Raw genomic sequence first — 17,076 nt, 5'->3', positions numbered from 1 at the left:
AAATAGATCAATGACAACCACATTACTAGATCACACTCATTTAAAAGTATCATTGAATGATATTTAGAACTGATCGTTATCAGTACACAAATCCACCCGGTTATTGCAGCATGCTATTAAATACTGCAACAAATAAAAAACATTTATATAGGTAAAAAATGATCAGAAATATAAAAATAGGCATGCGTTCAGCCTTGGCATTTGGGATTTTGGGTTTGATTACTCTGATTCTGGGGGTATTTTCCATTATGCAATTATCACAATTGAACTCTATATCAGATGTCATTAGCCTGCATCGAATTCCTGCACTCACAACAGCGGTTGAATTAGAACGATATTCACTGCATACACAGCTATTGATTACTGAAATTTCTGACACTAAAACTCAACAAGAACGAAATGATATACAACGACAATTAGACAAAGAAGAACGTGACTATAAAAGTGCAGAAAAACGCATGGCAGCTTTAGTTCGTTCAGATGAGGCGCGTAGACAACTCGATAACGTTATAAATTTGCATGATGAATTTACAGCAACATTTACTAAGTTGTTTCGACTTTATGAGCAACAAAATGAAGAAGAAGCGTTAACTTTTCGACGTAAAAAATTTATGCCCGCTGCTGAGCTGTTAATATCTGAATTAGAGAAATTATCTCAATATCAAATTCTTAAAGCTAATCAGATAAATGATGAAGCAACGCAAACATACCTCAATTCAAAAGCGGCACTTATTAGTGGCATTGTGATTACTTTAGTGTTGCTTAGTGTTATTGCTTTCTTTTACAGCCGCAGCTTAACACTCCCGTTACGTTATGCTGTTGCAGTTGCAAGACGCGTGGCTAAAGGCGATTTAACTGAAAGAATTAATGATCCTCACAGCGATGAAGCAGGTGAAATGCTTCAAGCATTAGCTGACATGCAAAATCAATTACGCGAAACACTTTCACAAATTGGTGGTTCGTCTCAGCAACTGGCTACAACCTCTGAACAGTTAACGGTTGTGACTAACCAGTCTACACAAATTGCAACCCAACAAAGAGATCAGCTAGAGCAGGCAGCTACGGCGGTTAATGAACTAACAGCAGCCATTGAAGAGGTTGCGCGTAGTGCAAACTCTACGAGTGACAATGCTGAGGTTGCGGATGAAAAAGCACAGTTAGGCCAGGCTAAAATAAACGAAACCATCAAAGCAATAGGTTCATTGGTTTCAGAGATCCAAAACTCAGCAGCTGGTATTACCACCTTAGCCGCAAATATAAAAAATATAGAGTCAGTACTTGATGTGATTAGAGCGATAGCAGATCAAACAAATCTGTTAGCATTAAATGCCGCTATCGAAGCTGCACGCGCTGGAGAGAGTGGTCGCGGTTTTGCTGTCGTAGCTGATGAAGTAAGAGCTCTTGCTCATCGAACACAAGAATCTACTAAAGAAATTGAGCAAATGATTCAAACTGTTCAGTCTGAGACAAGCCAAGCTGTTGTGAATATGAATAACAGTAATCAACTAGCTGAAGGTACGTTGCTGATAGCAAATGATGCAGGAGCGGCATTTAGCGAAATAACCGGTTTGATAAGTCAAATTAGTAATCAAAATATAACTGTTGCTAGCGCTGCTGAAGAGCAAACAACCGTTGCAAGGGAAGTAGATAAAAATTTAGTTTATATTCGCGACTTATCAATTCAAAGCTCTGATGGTTCGGAGCAAACGAATGCTTCTAGTACTGAGCTTGCAAAATTAGCAGAGCAACTCAATAACCTTGTATTACGATTTACTATTTAACTAATCAAATGTAAAAATTTACGAATTTACGAATTTACGAATTTATTATTTAATTACAACACACAATAGCAAGCATGAGTTTGCTATTGTGTGTCGTAATAAAGTACATACCTACTCAATTAATTTGCTAAAACTATCCCGCTCTTCATAAATAAAAATAAAACCATACCAGCAAAAGTATTATTGAATTCTCGCCTAAACAACGCATTAACTTATCTATGTCGCAAACAAGGTTACCCACACTTTCTTACAACTTAAAACAACAACACACAAAGCCCACACATATTTTTTCAATTTTGACCGCTATGATAATAACTTATCGACATGAACATAAATGGAATCATCTCATGAAAAAAAGCTTACTCATCTTTTTATTACTTTCCGGCTGTGCATCACAAGGCATTGACCGTAATGATCAAAATCAAATGGTTAAACGCTATTACGCTACTGTAGGGTCAATGCAGCAAGTAACGCTATCATCTGAGGTAGGTACAGGCATCGCAGCAGGCGCAGGCTTCGGCTTCGTTGACAACCTAGATGGTAATACTGAAGAAATGGTAGGCGGCGCAATTATTGGCGGCCTCGTCGGGGGCTTATTTACTGCCCTGTTTGAAGGCGGAAATACCGCATACCAGTACAACTTATACGCAGCTAACGAAGGTGACTTTACTGTTATTCAAAAGCACAAACTAGATAAAAATACGCAATGTGTAGTAGTAAATGCTGGAGGTAAAGTAACTCTAGAGCCTGTAGATAACGCATATTGCGAACCAAGCCTAAGCACGAATGAAAAAGCCAGCATTGCTAAATAGCGCTTTAGCAATGGCATAGTAAAGTTGCTAGATCTACACTAATAACTTTTTCGAACAATATTAACTTATAGCAATATTGTGACCTCTTTTTAGCTATTTTGTATTTAGTTATAAAAAGAGGCTGCTCGAAGCAACAGCCTATAATTCTAACTACACTATCTAAGGTGCCCGCTTTCAACAATAGGCGTAACCCAATATTTTAATGGGGTGTATTGGCACACAGGGCTTAATGCCGTTTTAATTGTTTGCAGCTGCGCTAATAATATATGCACCTCAAACTGATAAAAACTGCGATGCCCTTCTACTTGCTCGGCAATATCAAATTCACTGTGCTCTTTACTGTAGCCTTCAATGTTTTTTAATTTAAAGCCGGTAATGCACTCTATGCCAATTAATATATCAACCACTTCATCTTTTATGTTTGTGGGTACATTTAGGGTAAAAAGTAACTGTTCAGCCATGTTTTTTCTCCAACCAACCATAAAAGATAGGTAATAAATAAAGTGTTGTAATTGTAGAGGTAATTAACCCGCCAATAACCACAATTGCCAATGGTTTTTGAATCTCAGCGCCAGGGCCGGTGGCAAATACCAGTGGCAGTAAACCAAACATGGCGGTTGTGGCTGTCATTAACACTGGGCGAAGGCGTCTGCTTGCGCCATCTAAAATGCGCTGCGTTACATTGGCAGAAAACATTTTCATTTGCTCAAAGTAGCTGATCATCACAATACCATTGAGTACCGCTACGCCAAGTAAAGCAACAAAACCAACCGATGCAGGCACCGACAGGTATTCATTACTAATAAATAGGGCAATCACTCCCCCCATTAACGCAAACGGAATATTAGCAATTATCAGCGTTGATTTAGATAACGATTTAAACGTGGTAAATAAAATAATGAAAATCAGTATTAATGCCACCGGAATAAGCACCAGCAAGTTTTGTGTTGCACGTTGCTGGCTTTCAAATTCGCCACCAAACGACAAGGTAAAACCACTGGGTAATTTTATGCTGCTATTAATTTTAGCTTCCAGTTCATTCACATAACTAACCACATCGCGGTTATCCACATTAACGCTTACAGACGCAAAGCGCTTTGCTTTTTCTCGCTCTATTAACAATGGCCCCGTTTTAAAGCTAATATTAGCAACCTCTTCAAGTGGCAGTAGGCTGTTGTCGGGCATTAAAATTAACTTTTGTTTTAATGCGCTCATTGACGATAACTCAAAGTGTGCTGCGCTTTCGCCTTTTTGTGCATTAAACACAATAGGGATCACGCGGTTTCCTTCTTGCAGTACCGATACCTGTAGGCCTTCTAATTGCGACTTTAAATAATCGCTTAATCCTTCGGTGGTTAAACCAAACTGACTGGCAACCTCAGGAATAAGTTTAATATTTACGTATTTACCCCCTTCAATAAGCGCCATTTGCACATCACTTGCGCCGTCAATATTAGTGGCAAGTGCAGTGACTTTTTCAGCTAATGAGGCAAGTGTCGCAATGTCATTACCGAATACTTTAATCGAAATATCACCGGTGCCACCGGTGAGCATTTCTGATACCCGCATTTGTATTGGCTGAGTAAAGCCAATATTTACCCCTGGAAATTGCGCAAGTGTTTGTCGAATATCCTCGATTAGCAGCGCTTTGGAGTCAAAACGCCACGTATCTTTTGGCGCTAATTCCATAAATACATCGGTTTCGTTTAACCCCATAGGATCAAGCCCGAGTTCATCGGAGCCGGTACGGGCAACAATTTGTACGATTTCTGGGGTGTTTTTTAACAGTGTGGCTTCAATTTGTTTATCGATATCCAGCGAGGCTTGCAAGGAAATACTCGGCGATTTTTCCAGTTGCACAATAATGTCGCCTTCATCTAAAACGGGCATAAAGCTTTTGCCAAGCCCCTGAAATAACACCCCACTGAGCACTAAAACAGCGACCGATATAACACTAATAGCCACCGGCTTTTTAATTGCACGGGCAAGTGTTTTAGTATAAAAACCTTGTAATAATGTGACCATTTTAGGCTGGGTTACGGGTTCATTTTTTAATAACAATGAGGCTAAAATTGGAATAACCGTTAACGACAACAACAGCGCACTAAGCATGGCAAACACGATAGTGAGCGCCACTGGGGTAAATAACTTGCCTTCTAACCCTGTTAGCATTAATAGCGGTGAAAACACGATAATTATAATGATTGTGCCTGAGAACACTGGCGCCGCGACTTCTTTACAGGCGCGATAAATAACATGCAGCCGAGGGAGGTGCTGATTATTAGCCAACCGATTCACTATGTTTTCAACAATAACTACCGATGAGTCCACCAGCATACCAGTGGCAATCACTAAGCCACCTAAACTCATTAAATTAGCCGATAAATCAAACTGCTTCATCATTATAAATGTCAGCAATGCCGACATAGGTAAAGACAAAGACACCACCAATGAAGAGCGAATATCACCTAAAAACAAGGCAAGTAGCACTATCACTAAAATAATCGCTTGGCCTAGTGCGCTGGTAATGGTGCTAATTGCGGTATTTATTAAGTTAGAACGGTCGTAAAACACATTAATTTTTGTGCCTTGCGGTAATGACGCTTCAATGGTGCGAAGTTTATCTTTTACATCTTCAACAACTTGCGCTGTATTACTATTTTTAAGCGCAATTATAAGCCCTTGTACCGCCTCTTCACTGTTTTTAGTGACTGCGCCATAACGGGTTAAACTGCCAACGTGTACCGTGGCAATATCACTTAACCGAATAACCTTATTTTGAGTGGACTTAATCACGGTATTTTCAATGGCGGTTATATCGGTGTATTTACCCTCAGTGCGCAAAATTAAGGTGTCGTTGCCTTTTTCTAAGCGCCCTATGCCACCGTTTTGATTCGTTTGCGTGATTGCTAACTTCATTTCATCAAAGCTGACTTGATGCTGTTGCATCAATAAAGTATTGGGAAGTATTTCATAGGTTTTTGAAAAGCCGCCAAGGCTATTTACATCAGCAACGCCGGTTACAGTGCGCAGTAATGGACGAATTTGCCAATCTAAAAGCTCTCTTTTTTCAATCAGCGATAAGTGAGTACTTTCTATGGTAAACATGAACACCTCGCTCAAAGGCGTGCTCATTGGCGCCATGCCGCCACTAATATTAGGGCAAGGTGGGTAAAATATTTAATAAACGCTCATTAACTTGCTGACGGGCCCAATAAATGTCGGTGCCCTCTTCAAAGTCAATGGTAATATCAGTAATAGAATACTTAGTGGTAGAGCGCAGCATTTGCTGTGACGGAATACCCAGTAATTCGGTTTCAATCACCCGTGTTACTTGCGATTCTATTTCAAGGGCGTTCATGCAGGGTAATTTGTAAACTATTTTAACTTGAGTGGGTGATATTTCTGGAAAAGCATCCACCGGAATACTTAACCAAGATTTAGCGCCAATGGCCATAGCAACAATAACAAAAATACTAACAAACAAACGCTGAGTAAGTGAAAATTTAATAAGCTGGTTTAACATTTACTCTCTCCCTAAGTGAAGCAACATACCTTGTAGCGCACTTACCGAGCTTATTAGTACCTGCTGATCATCTAGGTTTTTATTGGCAGTAAATACATAGTCTTTGCCTTGTGAACCTTTGAGCTCAATCGGTAGTAACTCAAGGTTATCGCCAGACTTCAAAGCAATGTAATTAACATCTTCAAATTCAAACACCGCTGACTTTGCTATTTTAAAGCCCGTTAATTTATTTACCGGTGTGACTTTGATGGTTTGCCCCAGTGTCAGCTGGCACTCATTTGAGCTTGGTGTCGCCCACACAATTTGATGGTATTTATCTGCAATACTGTCATAGCTCTCAATATTTAAGCTGCAATGTTGTGACAGCTTAAAATGCGCTAACGTGTTGGTAAAACTAAGAGGGACTTTAATCTTAACGCGAATACTACTTGCATCGATAATATCAAACGCGGTGTCACCCATCACACGGTTTCCCGACTCATTGGTGAGTTTTAAAATGCCCGTTTTTGGACTCACTAAGGTCACGTTTTCATCAATGTTTAAAAATGCCATTTGATGTTGCATATGTTCAAAGTTTAGCTTGGCTTCAAAATAACTTTTTGTGATTTCAACCCATTCAGAGCTTCTTATTATTTTGTTTTTTAAGTGCTGTTGGTTTATGTCGTAATGGCTTTTAGCAATAGCGAGCATATCTTTTGCTGATTGATAGGCATCTAAAAAATGGTGTACATCACTGCCCTCAACGCTTGCGATAGTGGCGCCTTTTTCCACCATACTGCCGTTAGGGTATAAGTAACGAACCTGCTGTACATCAAACGCAAACAGCACCGTATAATTGACCCCGGGTTTGAAATTGACTTCACCAATTAAACTTTGCCCGTTAATAAACTCTGTTTTTTGAATCGGCGCAAACTCAACATCAAAACCACTGAGTGAAGAAAGCCCTACAGGTGCTAAATTTTGCGAAGCAAACACAGGATTAAAAGTTAATAAAGCCACCGTAGAGAAAAAAAATAACGTATATTGAATACGCAAAAAATGACGCATTTTTTTTGTAGAATTTAACAGCATTTCGTTTGTTCACATTTGATTAATTTTATAGAATCAACCATGACTTTTTTATGCTGTTAAATCATCAGGCAAACGCCTTAACGTACCCAAAAAAAGCGAAATTTACGCTATGGTACATTTGTCCATTGTATTTATAAAGCATTGATAATAGAGGTTTTAATGAGAGACAAGTTAATAGCAGCCACCCTGTTAATAATAATGGTGCTAAACTTTTTTGATGTACTAACGGATATACATTTAGGGGTGCCGCAGTGGCATATTTTTTCTGAGGGCTTAATCGTCGTCATTTCTGCAGCCTGTGCTATTTACTTAATTAGCGATATTCGTGCGCGTACTGCCAATATTAATGCGCTGAAACAAGAATTAGTGCATTGAAAGAAAGAACTTAAAAACATATCACAGGCAATGATGGATGCGCGCCATGAATACAGTGGTGTTATTCAAACCCAATTTTCACAGTGGACATTGACCCGCAGTGAGCAAGAAGTCGCGATGTTGTTACTTAAAGGCTTAAGCTTTAAAGAAATAAGCGCACTAAGAAGCACAAAAGAAAAAACCGTTCGTCAACAAGCGTCCGATATTTACAGCAAAGCCGATGTAGAAGGCCGACATGAGTTTGCTGCATGGTTTTTAGAAGATTTTATGCAACAAGGACAATACCAACCAACAAGTTCAAGCCTCAATTAATTGAAAAGCTACAAAGGTGAGGCCTCAGGTTATTTCTATAGCTTTGCATCCGCTGTGCATCAAATCTTAAAGAATAATTAAAAACCTTAATGATTATCTCTGTGTAAAACTAGATGAGTTCATTTTTACTATGACAACCATTGCTCAACTTAGCAAAAACATAACCCCCTACAGCCCCTGCAAGCAGCTGCATATAAAAACCCCAGCCTCTTGCGCCCGCTATAATAGTAATATTCATAATTGACTCAATAGCAATTAAAGCCGTAGCAAACGCCACAATACCCGCAATTACAAATAATTGCGCACCTTGTTTTTTAACTTTTTTAGCAATAAGCCAGGTAACCAAAAACGCGATGGCAAGTGCAATAGCAATAATAGCGCCATAGGTCGGTAGCAAGCCGAGCCAATCTTCAAGGGTTAAGTTAACACGGTCATTAAAGCCCACCACAACACCCACATTAACTAATTGATTGACAACGTATTGACTATGAAACAAGCTAGCGAGTGTAAATGTAAGTAACCAAGAAACTAAAAATGAAGGGAGTATACGTGTTAAAAACGACATGGTTATCTCAACTTAAAATGAAACTTTTTTCTTACAGTAGCAAAGGCTTGCAGGGTAAACAATCTCTACGTTGTATTACTCTACTCTCGCTTTTAGCGTTTTCTTGTAACGCCAGTGCCGAGTTACCAAAACAGCAATACACTGCTGATACCTTAGCAACGGGACTCAATTCACCGTGGAGCATGGTTAAACTCCCAAACAATACCTGGTTAGTCACAGAACGTGATGGTCATATTGTTATCATTAAAAACAACCAACAAACCCGAGTTAAACTAGATTTCGAGGGCTTATACGTTGCAGGCCAAGGCGGCCTACTCGATATAGTGCTTTCGCCAAATTACAGTGAATCAAAAGAAATTATATTCACTTACGCTCAAGGTGAGCTTGATGCAAACAGGCTAGTTATTGCCAAAGCTACGTTTGATGGTGCGCAATTTTCAACGCCAAAAATTATTTATAAAGTTGCCACAGATAAAGACACACCGCAGCATTACTCTGGCCGCGCTCTTGTCCTACCCGATAATACCTTATTATTTTCAAGTGGCGATGGCTTTGACTACCGTGAGCAAGCACAGGTTATGACCAGTCAACTTGGCAAAACATTACGCATAAACTTAAACGGCACGATACCAAACGATAACCCATTTATTAATCACAAAAATCCTGCTGCTCATGCTGTGTACTCACTCGGGCACCGTAACTTGCAAGGCTTGGTTTATGATTACGATACACAGCAAATTGTTAGCCACGAACACGGCCCCGCAGGCGGCGACGAACTAAACTATTTAACCCCAAGCACCAATTACGGCTGGCCGGTGATCACCAACGGAGATGATTACTCACAAGCACGTATTTCACCGTTTAGAGAATACCCTGGAATGGCTAAACCAACGGTTGATTGGACGCCCTCAATCGCCCCTTCTGGCATGGCTTATTATGGCTCAAAGCATTTAGCTTTTCCCTCACTACAACAGCATGTGCTAATCACTACGCTGGTCGATAAAAAGCTCTACAGCGTTAATTTAGCGAATGGTGAATTTACCCAGACTCATGTTTTACCAGAGGTAACTGGACGTTTGCGGGATGTATTTGTTACAGCCGAGGGTAATATCGCGGTGTTAACCGACGGGAAAGATGCAAAGCTCATGTTGATATCGCCAAAGTAAGCAGATTATTCAATCAGTGTGCTGTTGAGATGACAAGGTTTTTCTTTAACTGATTTAATGCGGGAAAAAATATATTTTTCCATATCATTTTGGTTGCCACCGCATTAGAAATGAGGATTATTATATTTTACAGGTGTGAAGGAAAAAGAAATACCTGTTCTCTTGTTTTTGTATATTCCGATCGTTATCTATCCCATCACAGGAACATAATGTCAGTACTTGAAAGCTCTGCAGAGGCCATTTAATCGGCACTAATTAAAGGTATTTCTAATGAACCACAACAAATAAAATACTTAATTATAATCATCAAAAATTATTCGCCTATTCAGCTTTGGATTTAAAATTACAGAAAAACCATATCAATTAGTATTTTCAGCTTTCAAAGCTTCTAATATTTTGACCATTACAAGGTTAATAGATTTAAAATGTCACCATATTTTATCGCCGTTTCCTATGCAAATAGTTAAACAACCTTTGTGTTCTAAGAACAGACTATAGCATCATAAAATGCACGGGTAATTTGATGAGAATATATTTACTGAGGTGTTTTCGCTAAAAAAACCATGCACATAAACTAATAAATCATTATGCACATGGCTTACTTTTAATTAAAGAGCATTTTCTACAGTATCTTGTAGAGCTTTTGCGCGATCTTCAATTTGGTTTTCTGCATTGGCAATTGATGAATGGTTTAATGTCAACACGCCATTGCTATATGAAGAGTATTTATTGGCATTGCTGATATCACCAATATTTTGAATAACAACTTTTTTCAAATCGTCTTGAATTGCTTCTTGAGAAAAGCTATCAGCACACATTTTGCTGAACGCAATAATCATTGGCTCGAAGTAAATTTGAGTCCAAGTCTGACTATAAAGATGAGCATAATTATCAACTGACAAACTATCCCAATCAATTTCTATTTCAAATTCAAATTTTGCAGCATCAAAAACTTTTTTCTTTAGATCTTCTAGGTTGTTTTCTTGGAAATCTCTTGCTGCTTTTTTCTCTTTAAGTCCCATTATCATTCCTTATTTTGAGTTGAAAAGTACACATAAAAATTTGAATAAATCAGAATACGTTGTTTATTCCGTTTTCAATTTTTGTTTGAAGTTCAGCCGGAAGCTCACCTTCAAAATTGAATCTCACCAAAATTGTAGAATTCGTTTTTTTAAAGCGAACGCCATCTCTTGGCTCATTTTTAATATAAAAATCGGTTATTTGACTAATATATTCTTTACTGAAGTCATCATTAGCAACAGCCATAAGAGTATCACCAAGCACTTCTAGAATAGCTTTAATTTTGTCAGTGTTTTCAGCTGACACTTCATCAATAGTGAAATTAAAGTCAAGCCCATGAGTGTTATTAAGCGCAGACTTAATTAAAGTTACAGACGTTTCAATATCATCTGCTTTAAATGGAGATACTAGTTTAATCGGTTCTTGGCCTAATAAAAAGCGCTCATGCTTTGCGAAATCATAAATAGAAATATTTACAATACTATCTGTATCAATAAAAGAAATTTCACGCTCTTTATCAGTTAGCAATACCATTTTAATTTCAGGGTCATATTTTATAAAGAAACCAGAATAGCGATTATTGTACCTGTCAGCGACTATAATGTGAAATTCTGTGTCATAGTCAGTTTTACTTTGTTGAAAGCGTTCTAATAACTGCTTAGGAGATGCTAAAACGATATTGTTGATATAGTTATCCATGACTACTCATATTCCTTCTTAAATGTAATCATTATTTCAATAATGCAGTGAGCGGTTAAGAAAAGTCAAAATATAATTTGAAATTTCTTAATTGGATTATACATTTATATGATTAATAAAACATGAATAAATATTCACGAGGCAAGTCCTTCTGCTAACGCATAACTCACCTATTGAGTCATGCGGGGATCACACTTTGTAAATAAACACTATTTATGACCTAATACATAAATTTCATTATCTTAAACTTACTATGTCACTCTTCTCACATTTAGAGCTCGTCAAAGACAATCGTTCACATATAAATCAGCATAATAATTTATTTGATGTGCTTTTTCTGATTATTACTGCCGTCAAATCGGGGGGGGAAACTGGTAAAACATTGATGTATATGGTGATAGTAAGCTTGATCAGTTAAGGGGATTTCGCTCTTTCGAAAATGATATACCCACTCGACATAGTATTGCTCGGATTTTTAGAGCTGTTGATACTGACTTATTACTACTGCCGATGTACAGCTGGGTCAATCAAAACCGCGTTAAATCAGCCCATCCTATCATTGCCTTCGATGGCAAAACTATTCACGGAGCAAGTAAACACATTGCTGATAAATCACACCTTGTCTCAGCAGTTAATTGTGAGGCAGGTCTCACGTTATTCCACCAAACAGTTGGCAGTAAGACAAATGAAATACCGACAGTTCGGGATTTATTGTAAATACTCGACATCAATAACACCGTCATTACATACCAACTGGCAACTCTAAACTGTGTTCGGTAGGTTGTGGTGTTATAGTCATTACTTTAACGCCATTAGGTGATTCAAAACGATGCCAAACCCCCTTTGGAATTACCAACATTTGACCTGAAAATAATGTATTGCGCTGCTCGATTTCCCCGTCTAAAAGAATCAAGGTCGTTTCACCACCGAGAACCTGAACGAACTCGTCACCTATTGGGTGCCTTTCCCACTCACTCGACCCAGAATAATTTGCTATGTATACTCCACCATCTCTATATTCAGATAAAAGAGCAAATGCATTTTTTGCTTCTTCTTCAGATGTTTCTGGCGTTCTATTTTTTAGTAATTTGATTCTGGAAAACTCATCACTGATTGTAATTGATACTGACTTAGGCACTTACTCAATCCTTGTAGATACAAAAGGAGCCTATAGAATTGCTCATTTTTATTTATTATTAATATATCAACCATAGTCTAATTACTATTTTTATTCAATTACTTAGTCTTTTTCAACTTCAATAATTACTCGTGTGATTTGCTGTCGCGTAAACCTAAAAAGTCCAAATAACCAAAGCTTTATTAAAGGAATATGGTTAGCCGTATTAAACCATTTTGAAAAATAATCACAAGGTGAAAAAAGGTTGAATGCAACAGATATTCATGGCTCGCTTTAACATTATGATTATTTGGTTACCATTGCAGGTTGATAAGTTTGCAGCCTAAAAGTGCCTCTATAACCACATGAAATATAAATACTAAAAATCAGATAGTTGAAGCTTTAAATAATTCTATGCTTATCATTTTATATTCCGCAATTTAACGTGCCTTACGTAAGTTACAAATAAAAACAATAGAATAATTACTCTATACGTATTGAAAATCAAAAATTTCAAGGTACACTTGTGCGCTGAAATTTGAACTTACAGGTGTACGCTCAAATTATTAAAGTAATTATTGCAGTGCTTACCCTTAAATAAAGAAAACACAGGCCAATAAGCACTCGGTTTAGAAAGAGATGTAATGACGATGTTTACGCAGGCATTAGACCAATTTTCAAAATGGTTTTTACACCATCAAAGTTTTGCAGGTTATATAGAACCAATTATGCAGGTATTTAAACCTGCATGGCGTGCAGGCAAATTTAGAGCACAAGTGATCCATACAGAATCACACAAGGGTGAATATTTAAGTATTCAACTTAAGCCAAGTAAACAATGGCCTGTTCACATTGCTGGACAGCATATTAGCTTAACAGTTGAAATAAATGGGCGGTTATTAACGCGTGTTTTTACTATTGCTTCAAGCGCTCAACAATTTAAAAACACTGGGCTTGTGCGCTTACTAATTAAAACAAATGCACTCGGGCGCTTTACTGGTTTACTTAAAGAAACACTGCAAGCTGGTTCGTGGTGTAGTATCACCGCGCCAAGTGGTGAATTTATATTTAAAAACACTGGCGCACCAGTCACTTTTATCGCGGGAGGTTCTGGTATCACGCCAATACTCGCTATGCTTGACGAACATCTTGGCCAAATATCCACCAATGTCATATTAGTGTATTACGCAAAAACGTCTGAACATCAATGTGTTGATGAACTTAGCGAATTGGCTCTGCGATTTAAGCACTTTTCATTTTTATTATTAACCCGCGAACAATCAAATCAGATTACCAGCCATATTAACCTCGCAGAAAAACCTGATGTTTATTGTTGTGGTCCTTTAACCTTTATGCAAACGGTCAGTGATTTTGCTAAAAAACACGCATTAAATTATAACCAAGAAGCTTTCGGTTTAGCCCTGCCAAGCACCCATAACGCAGGCCAACTTAATGTTAAAATTAATAACCATGCACATGTTGTAACAAATACTGATGTGCTACTAACACAGTTTGAAGCAAAACAGCTGCCAGTAAAACACGGCTGTGGCATTGGAATTTGTCATCAGTGTCAATGTATTAAAAAGTCTGGCGTGGTACGTAATTTAAAAACTGGTGAACTATCAGATAACGGCGAACAGCTCATTCAACTGTGTGTCAGCCAACCTGTTAGTGATTTGGAGTTACAATTATGAAAACTATTAACTATGAGCAACTAGCAAGCGAATTAGATGCTATAAAAATGCAGACGCTTGATAAAGTGGGTCAAAAAGATGCCGACTATATTCGCTCTATTGTACGTAAACAGCGCCTATGTGAATGGAGCGGACGTATTCTATTAATGCTTGGGTTTATTCAACCATTGCTATGGGTTGCGGGAGTATTGCTACTCGCATTAGCTAAAATCCTTGATAATATGGAAATTGGTCACAATGTCATGCATGGCCAATACGACTGGATGAACGACAAACAACTTAACTCCCAACACTATGAATGGGACATAGCATGTGATGGCCAAAGCTGGCACCGCGTGCATAACTTTGAGCATCATACCTACACCAATATTATTGGTAAAGACCGTGACTTTGGGTATGGTTTGCTACGCTTGAGTAATGACTTTAAATGGCGTTTGAAAAATATATGGCAGTTTATTACCTATATAAACTTAACTGTATTGTTTCAATGGGGTGTGTCATACCATGAGCTGGCAGCTGAGCGTGTATTTATGGGTAAAAAGAAAGAAAGCCGCGAAACTGACGTGTCTCACGCGATGTTAAAACGACGCTTTTTTAGTAAAGGTGCGCGCCAGTTAACTAAAGATTACGCGTTATTCCCGCTATTAGCTGGTCCATTATTTTTGTGGGTTTTAGCTGGTAATTTTCTTGCTAATTTAATTCGTAATTTGTGGACATCAACCATCATCTTTTGTGGTCACTTTACCGAAGAAACTAAAACCTTTAACGAGCAAGACTGCGTAAATGAAACTCAAGGTCAGTGGTATTATCGCCAAGTTTTAGGTTCATAAAATATTAACGGCGCTAATTGGTTTCATATATTAACGGGGCATTTGAGCTGTCAAATAGAGCACCATTTATTTCCTGACATGCCATCATCGCGCTATCAAGAAGTTGCTCCTAAGGTGCAAGCCGTACTAAAAAAACATGGTATTGCTTACAACACAGGTGGATTTTTTAAGCAATATACGTCGGTATTAAAACGCATTTTACGTTACTCTTTTAAATGATTTTTAATCACCCTAGATAACTAACCTGAGCTTAGGAGAATAAAAATAATATTAATACTTTTAATAAGTATCTGAGTAAATCTCTTAACCAAAGTTCAAGTTAACTAACTTTTTCGCTCGCCTTTAACCTTGCACCTATAAATTGAACTTACAAAAAAGCCACTGTTCATTACAAACAGCGGCTTCTCTTCTTAAAGCTTACAGCTCTAAAGCTTATTTAATTACTTCAAGGCCGTTCATATATGAACGAAGTACTTCAGGCACGACTACTGAACCATCCGCTTGTTGGTAGTTTTCTAAGATAGCCACTAAAGTACGTCCTACTGCTAGGCCTGAGCCATTGAGTGTATGCAGTAACTCTGGCTTCTTCTCACCCGCGCGACGAAAACGTGCTTGCATACGGCGCGCTTGGAAATCAACCATGTTTGAACATGATGAGATTTCACGGTAGGTATCTTGCGCTGGTAACCATACTTCTAAATCGTAGGTTTTTGCTGAGCCAAAGCCCATGTCACCCATACATAAAATTACTTTACGGTATGGTAGCTCTAGCGCTTGTAATATTTGCTCTGCGTGACCTGTTAGCTCTTCCAATGCTTGCATTGAATCTTCTGGTTTTACCAGCTGTACTAGCTCAACTTTATCGAACTGGTGCTGACGAATAAGGCCACGAGTATCACGGCCATAACTGCCAGCTTCACTTCTAAAACACGGAGTGTGGGCAGTTAAACGAATTGGTAAATCTTTTTCGTCGTAAATTTCGTCACGCGCGCTGTTTGTCAATGGTACTTCTGCAGTAGGAATTAAGCTAAAACCTTCTTGTTCTTCACCGTCATCGTTTACAAGACCTTTAGTGTGGAATAAGTCTTCTGCAAACTTAGGTAATTGGCCTGTACCGTATAAACTGTCGCGGTTTACTAAATACGGTACGTACATTTCTGTATAACCGTTTTTATCTGTATGCGTGTCTAGCATAAATTGCACTAGTGCACGGTGCATGCGGGCCATTGCGCCGCGCATTACAGTAAAGCGTGAACCGGTAATTTTAACGCCCATTTCAAAATCAAGGCCGTTTAAATCTTGTCCTAAGTCTACATGATCTTTTACTGCAAAATCGTACTTTTTAGGCTCGCCCCAGGTTGAAATCTCAACGTTGTCAGATTCGTCAGCGCCCGCTGGTACTGATTCATCAGGTAAATTGGGGATAGCTAAAGAAATTTGCTTGAGCTCTTCTAAAATAGCGTCTTGCTCAGCTTTAACACTATCAAGTTGCGCGCCTAAGTTGCTTACTGCATCTAACAATGGTTGTGCATCTTCGCCTTTAGCTTTAGCTTGGCCAATCGCTTTGGAGCTGCTGTTACGCTCACTTTGTAATTCTTGTGTTTTTACTTGTAATGTTTTGCGTTTTTCTTCAAGTGCGCTGACAGTCGCAGTATCTAGCTCGTAACCACGTGCTGCTAGACGCGCAGCTGTTTGCTCGAGATCTTGACGTAATAATTTAGAATCTAACATGTTAGTTTTTAACCTTTTTGCATTACCAGCTGAAGGCCCAGCCAAGCCATAAAAATACACACCACCACATTTAAGGTGATATTGAGGGCCATTTTAAAAAAGTGACCTTGTTGTAATAACAACAACGAATCCATTGAAAATGTCGAGAAGGTGGTCAAAGCACCTAGAAAGCCAATCCCTATAAGGGTTTTAGCGGGGCTAACGGTGATAATTTCGCGCTCTATCAAACCGTATAATACGCCCATCAACAATGAACCAAGAATATTAACCGTCAACGTGCCAAAAGGGAATCCCCTACCAAGTAGTTTTAGCATGGTTTCACTAATAAAAAACCGTAAACAGGCACCTGAGGCTCCTCCTGCGGCAATCATGAGATA

The 17,076-nt window shown here is 38.5% G+C and carries 12 protein-coding genes and 4 pseudogenes; 7 read left to right on the top strand and 9 right to left on the bottom strand.

The genetic code is table 11. The features are described from left to right. Window positions 1-158 precede the first annotated feature (158 nt). Together H5186_RS19110 and H5186_RS19105 are read left to right on the top strand one after the other, a co-directional pair. Entirely contained in the window at window positions 159-1,781 is a 1,623-nt protein-coding gene (locus H5186_RS19110; RefSeq protein ID WP_182794803.1) for a methyl-accepting chemotaxis protein, read from the top strand. 347 nt (window positions 1,782-2,128) lie between these two features. Then, window positions 2,129-2,593 carry a hypothetical protein gene (locus tag H5186_RS19105; protein WP_182719378.1) on the top strand — a complete coding sequence of 155 codons (465 nt, stop codon included), beginning with the start codon at window positions 2,129-2,131 and terminating at the stop codon, window positions 2,591-2,593. A 155-nt stretch (window positions 2,594-2,748) separates the two neighbouring features. On the opposite strand, the gene H5186_RS19100 is transcribed toward H5186_RS19105, so the two are convergent. The 3 genes and pseudogenes from H5186_RS19100 to H5186_RS19090 form a co-directional block, all read right to left on the bottom strand. Continuing rightward, the gene (locus tag H5186_RS19100; RefSeq protein WP_182719379.1) at window positions 2,749-3,054 is read right to left on the bottom strand and encodes a DUF3240 family protein; all 306 of its coding nucleotides are present in this window, start codon (window positions 3,052-3,054) and stop codon (window positions 2,749-2,751) included. Next, a pseudogene (locus H5186_RS19095) lies at window positions 3,047-6,119 on the bottom strand (efflux RND transporter permease subunit). Before H5186_RS19095 ends, H5186_RS19100 begins: the two are co-directional and overlap by 8 nt. Continuing rightward, the gene (locus H5186_RS19090) at window positions 6,120-7,190 is read right to left on the bottom strand and encodes a hypothetical protein (protein ID WP_182794802.1); all 1,071 of its coding nucleotides are present in this window, start codon (window positions 7,188-7,190) and stop codon (window positions 6,120-6,122) included. Between the two features lie 159 nt (window positions 7,191-7,349). On the opposite strand from H5186_RS19090, the pseudogene H5186_RS19085 reads away from it, so the two are divergent. Then, a pseudogene (locus H5186_RS19085) lies at window positions 7,350-7,877 on the top strand (helix-turn-helix transcriptional regulator). A gap of 109 nt (window positions 7,878-7,986) precedes the next feature. Here the strand turns inward: H5186_RS19085 and H5186_RS19080 are convergent. Then, a complete protein-coding gene (locus H5186_RS19080) occupies window positions 7,987-8,442 on the bottom strand; it encodes a hypothetical protein (protein WP_182719381.1) in 456 nt (151 codons plus the stop codon). Between H5186_RS19080 and H5186_RS19075 the strand changes: the two genes are divergently transcribed. After that, window positions 8,427-9,608, top strand: a complete 1,182-nt coding sequence (locus H5186_RS19075; RefSeq protein ID WP_182794801.1) for a PQQ-dependent sugar dehydrogenase — start codon at window positions 8,427-8,429, stop codon at window positions 9,606-9,608. The genes H5186_RS19080 and H5186_RS19075 overlap by 16 nt on opposite strands. A 608-nt stretch (window positions 9,609-10,216) precedes the next feature. On the opposite strand, the gene H5186_RS19070 is transcribed toward H5186_RS19075, so the two are convergent. Together H5186_RS19070 and H5186_RS19065 are read right to left on the bottom strand one after the other, a co-directional pair. Further along, window positions 10,217-10,630: a hypothetical protein gene (locus tag H5186_RS19070; RefSeq protein WP_182719383.1), complete on the bottom strand. Its 414-nt coding sequence runs from the start codon at window positions 10,628-10,630 to the stop codon at window positions 10,217-10,219. A gap of 49 nt (window positions 10,631-10,679) precedes the next feature. After that, a complete protein-coding gene (locus H5186_RS19065) occupies window positions 10,680-11,327 on the bottom strand; it encodes a hypothetical protein (RefSeq protein WP_182719384.1) in 648 nt (215 codons plus the stop codon). A 253-nt stretch (window positions 11,328-11,580) separates the two neighbouring features. Here H5186_RS19065 and H5186_RS19060 point away from each other — a divergent pair. Further along, window positions 11,581-12,041, top strand: a pseudogene (locus H5186_RS19060) (ISAs1 family transposase); the annotation flags it as partial. A gap of 28 nt (window positions 12,042-12,069) precedes the next feature. On the opposite strand, the gene H5186_RS23330 reads toward H5186_RS19060, so the two are convergent. Next, complete coding sequence (locus tag H5186_RS23330) at window positions 12,070-12,465, bottom strand: cupin domain-containing protein (RefSeq protein WP_182762042.1); 396 nt, start codon at window positions 12,463-12,465, stop codon at window positions 12,070-12,072. Window positions 12,466-13,094: 629 nt separating this feature from the next. Here H5186_RS23330 and H5186_RS19050 point away from each other — a divergent pair. After that, entirely contained in the window at window positions 13,095-14,138 is a 1,044-nt protein-coding gene (locus tag H5186_RS19050) for a flavin reductase family protein (protein ID WP_182794806.1), read from the top strand. Further along, window positions 14,135-15,187, top strand: a pseudogene (locus H5186_RS19045) (fatty acid desaturase family protein). The gene H5186_RS19050 and the pseudogene H5186_RS19045 overlap by 4 nt, the downstream one beginning before the upstream one ends. A 213-nt stretch (window positions 15,188-15,400) precedes the next feature. Here H5186_RS19045 and serS read toward each other — a convergent pair. Next, window positions 15,401-16,699 carry a serine--tRNA ligase gene (gene serS / locus H5186_RS19040; protein WP_145242225.1) on the bottom strand — a complete coding sequence of 433 codons (1,299 nt, stop codon included), beginning with the start codon at window positions 16,697-16,699 and terminating at the stop codon, window positions 15,401-15,403. Window positions 16,700-16,707: 8 nt separating this feature from the next. Next, complete coding sequence (gene crcB / locus H5186_RS19035) at window positions 16,708-17,070, bottom strand: fluoride efflux transporter CrcB (RefSeq protein ID WP_392352509.1); 363 nt, start codon at window positions 17,068-17,070, stop codon at window positions 16,708-16,710. Window positions 17,071-17,076 lie beyond the last annotated feature (6 nt).

It is taken from the genome of Pseudoalteromonas sp. SG41-2 (genome assembly GCF_014164535.1).
GTDB classification, from domain to species: domain Bacteria; phylum Pseudomonadota; class Gammaproteobacteria; order Enterobacterales; family Alteromonadaceae; genus Pseudoalteromonas; species Pseudoalteromonas rhizosphaerae.
The sequence above is the reverse complement of the archived record's forward strand: the minus strand, read 5'-3'. Positions and strand labels throughout refer to the sequence as shown.

Excerpts from the sequence above, each read along its gene's own strand:
- H5186_RS19100 (WP_182719379.1), bottom strand. The coding sequence starts at position 3,054 with ATGGCTGAACAGTTACTTTTTACCCTAAATGTACCCACAAACATAAAA.
- H5186_RS19065 (WP_182719384.1), bottom strand. The coding sequence starts at position 11,327 with ATGGATAACTATATCAACAATATCGTTTTAGCATCTCCTAAGCAGTTA.
- serS (WP_145242225.1), bottom strand. The coding sequence starts at position 16,699 with ATGTTAGATTCTAAATTATTACGTCAAGATCTCGAGCAAACAGCTGCG.
- H5186_RS19080 (WP_182719381.1), bottom strand. The coding sequence starts at position 8,442 with ATGTCGTTTTTAACACGTATACTCCCTTCATTTTTAGTTTCTTGGTTA.
- H5186_RS19110 (WP_182794803.1), top strand. The coding sequence starts at position 159 with ATGATCAGAAATATAAAAATAGGCATGCGTTCAGCCTTGGCATTTGGG.
- H5186_RS19050 (WP_182794806.1), top strand. The coding sequence starts at position 13,095 with ATGTTTACGCAGGCATTAGACCAATTTTCAAAATGGTTTTTACACCAT.
- crcB (WP_392352509.1), bottom strand. The coding sequence starts at position 17,070 with ATGATTGCCGCAGGAGGAGCCTCAGGTGCCTGTTTACGGTTTTTTATT.
- H5186_RS19070 (WP_182719383.1), bottom strand. The coding sequence starts at position 10,630 with ATGGGACTTAAAGAGAAAAAAGCAGCAAGAGATTTCCAAGAAAACAAC.
- H5186_RS19090 (WP_182794802.1), bottom strand. The coding sequence starts at position 7,190 with ATGCTGTTAAATTCTACAAAAAAAATGCGTCATTTTTTGCGTATTCAA.
- H5186_RS19105 (WP_182719378.1), top strand. The coding sequence starts at position 2,129 with ATGAAAAAAAGCTTACTCATCTTTTTATTACTTTCCGGCTGTGCATCA.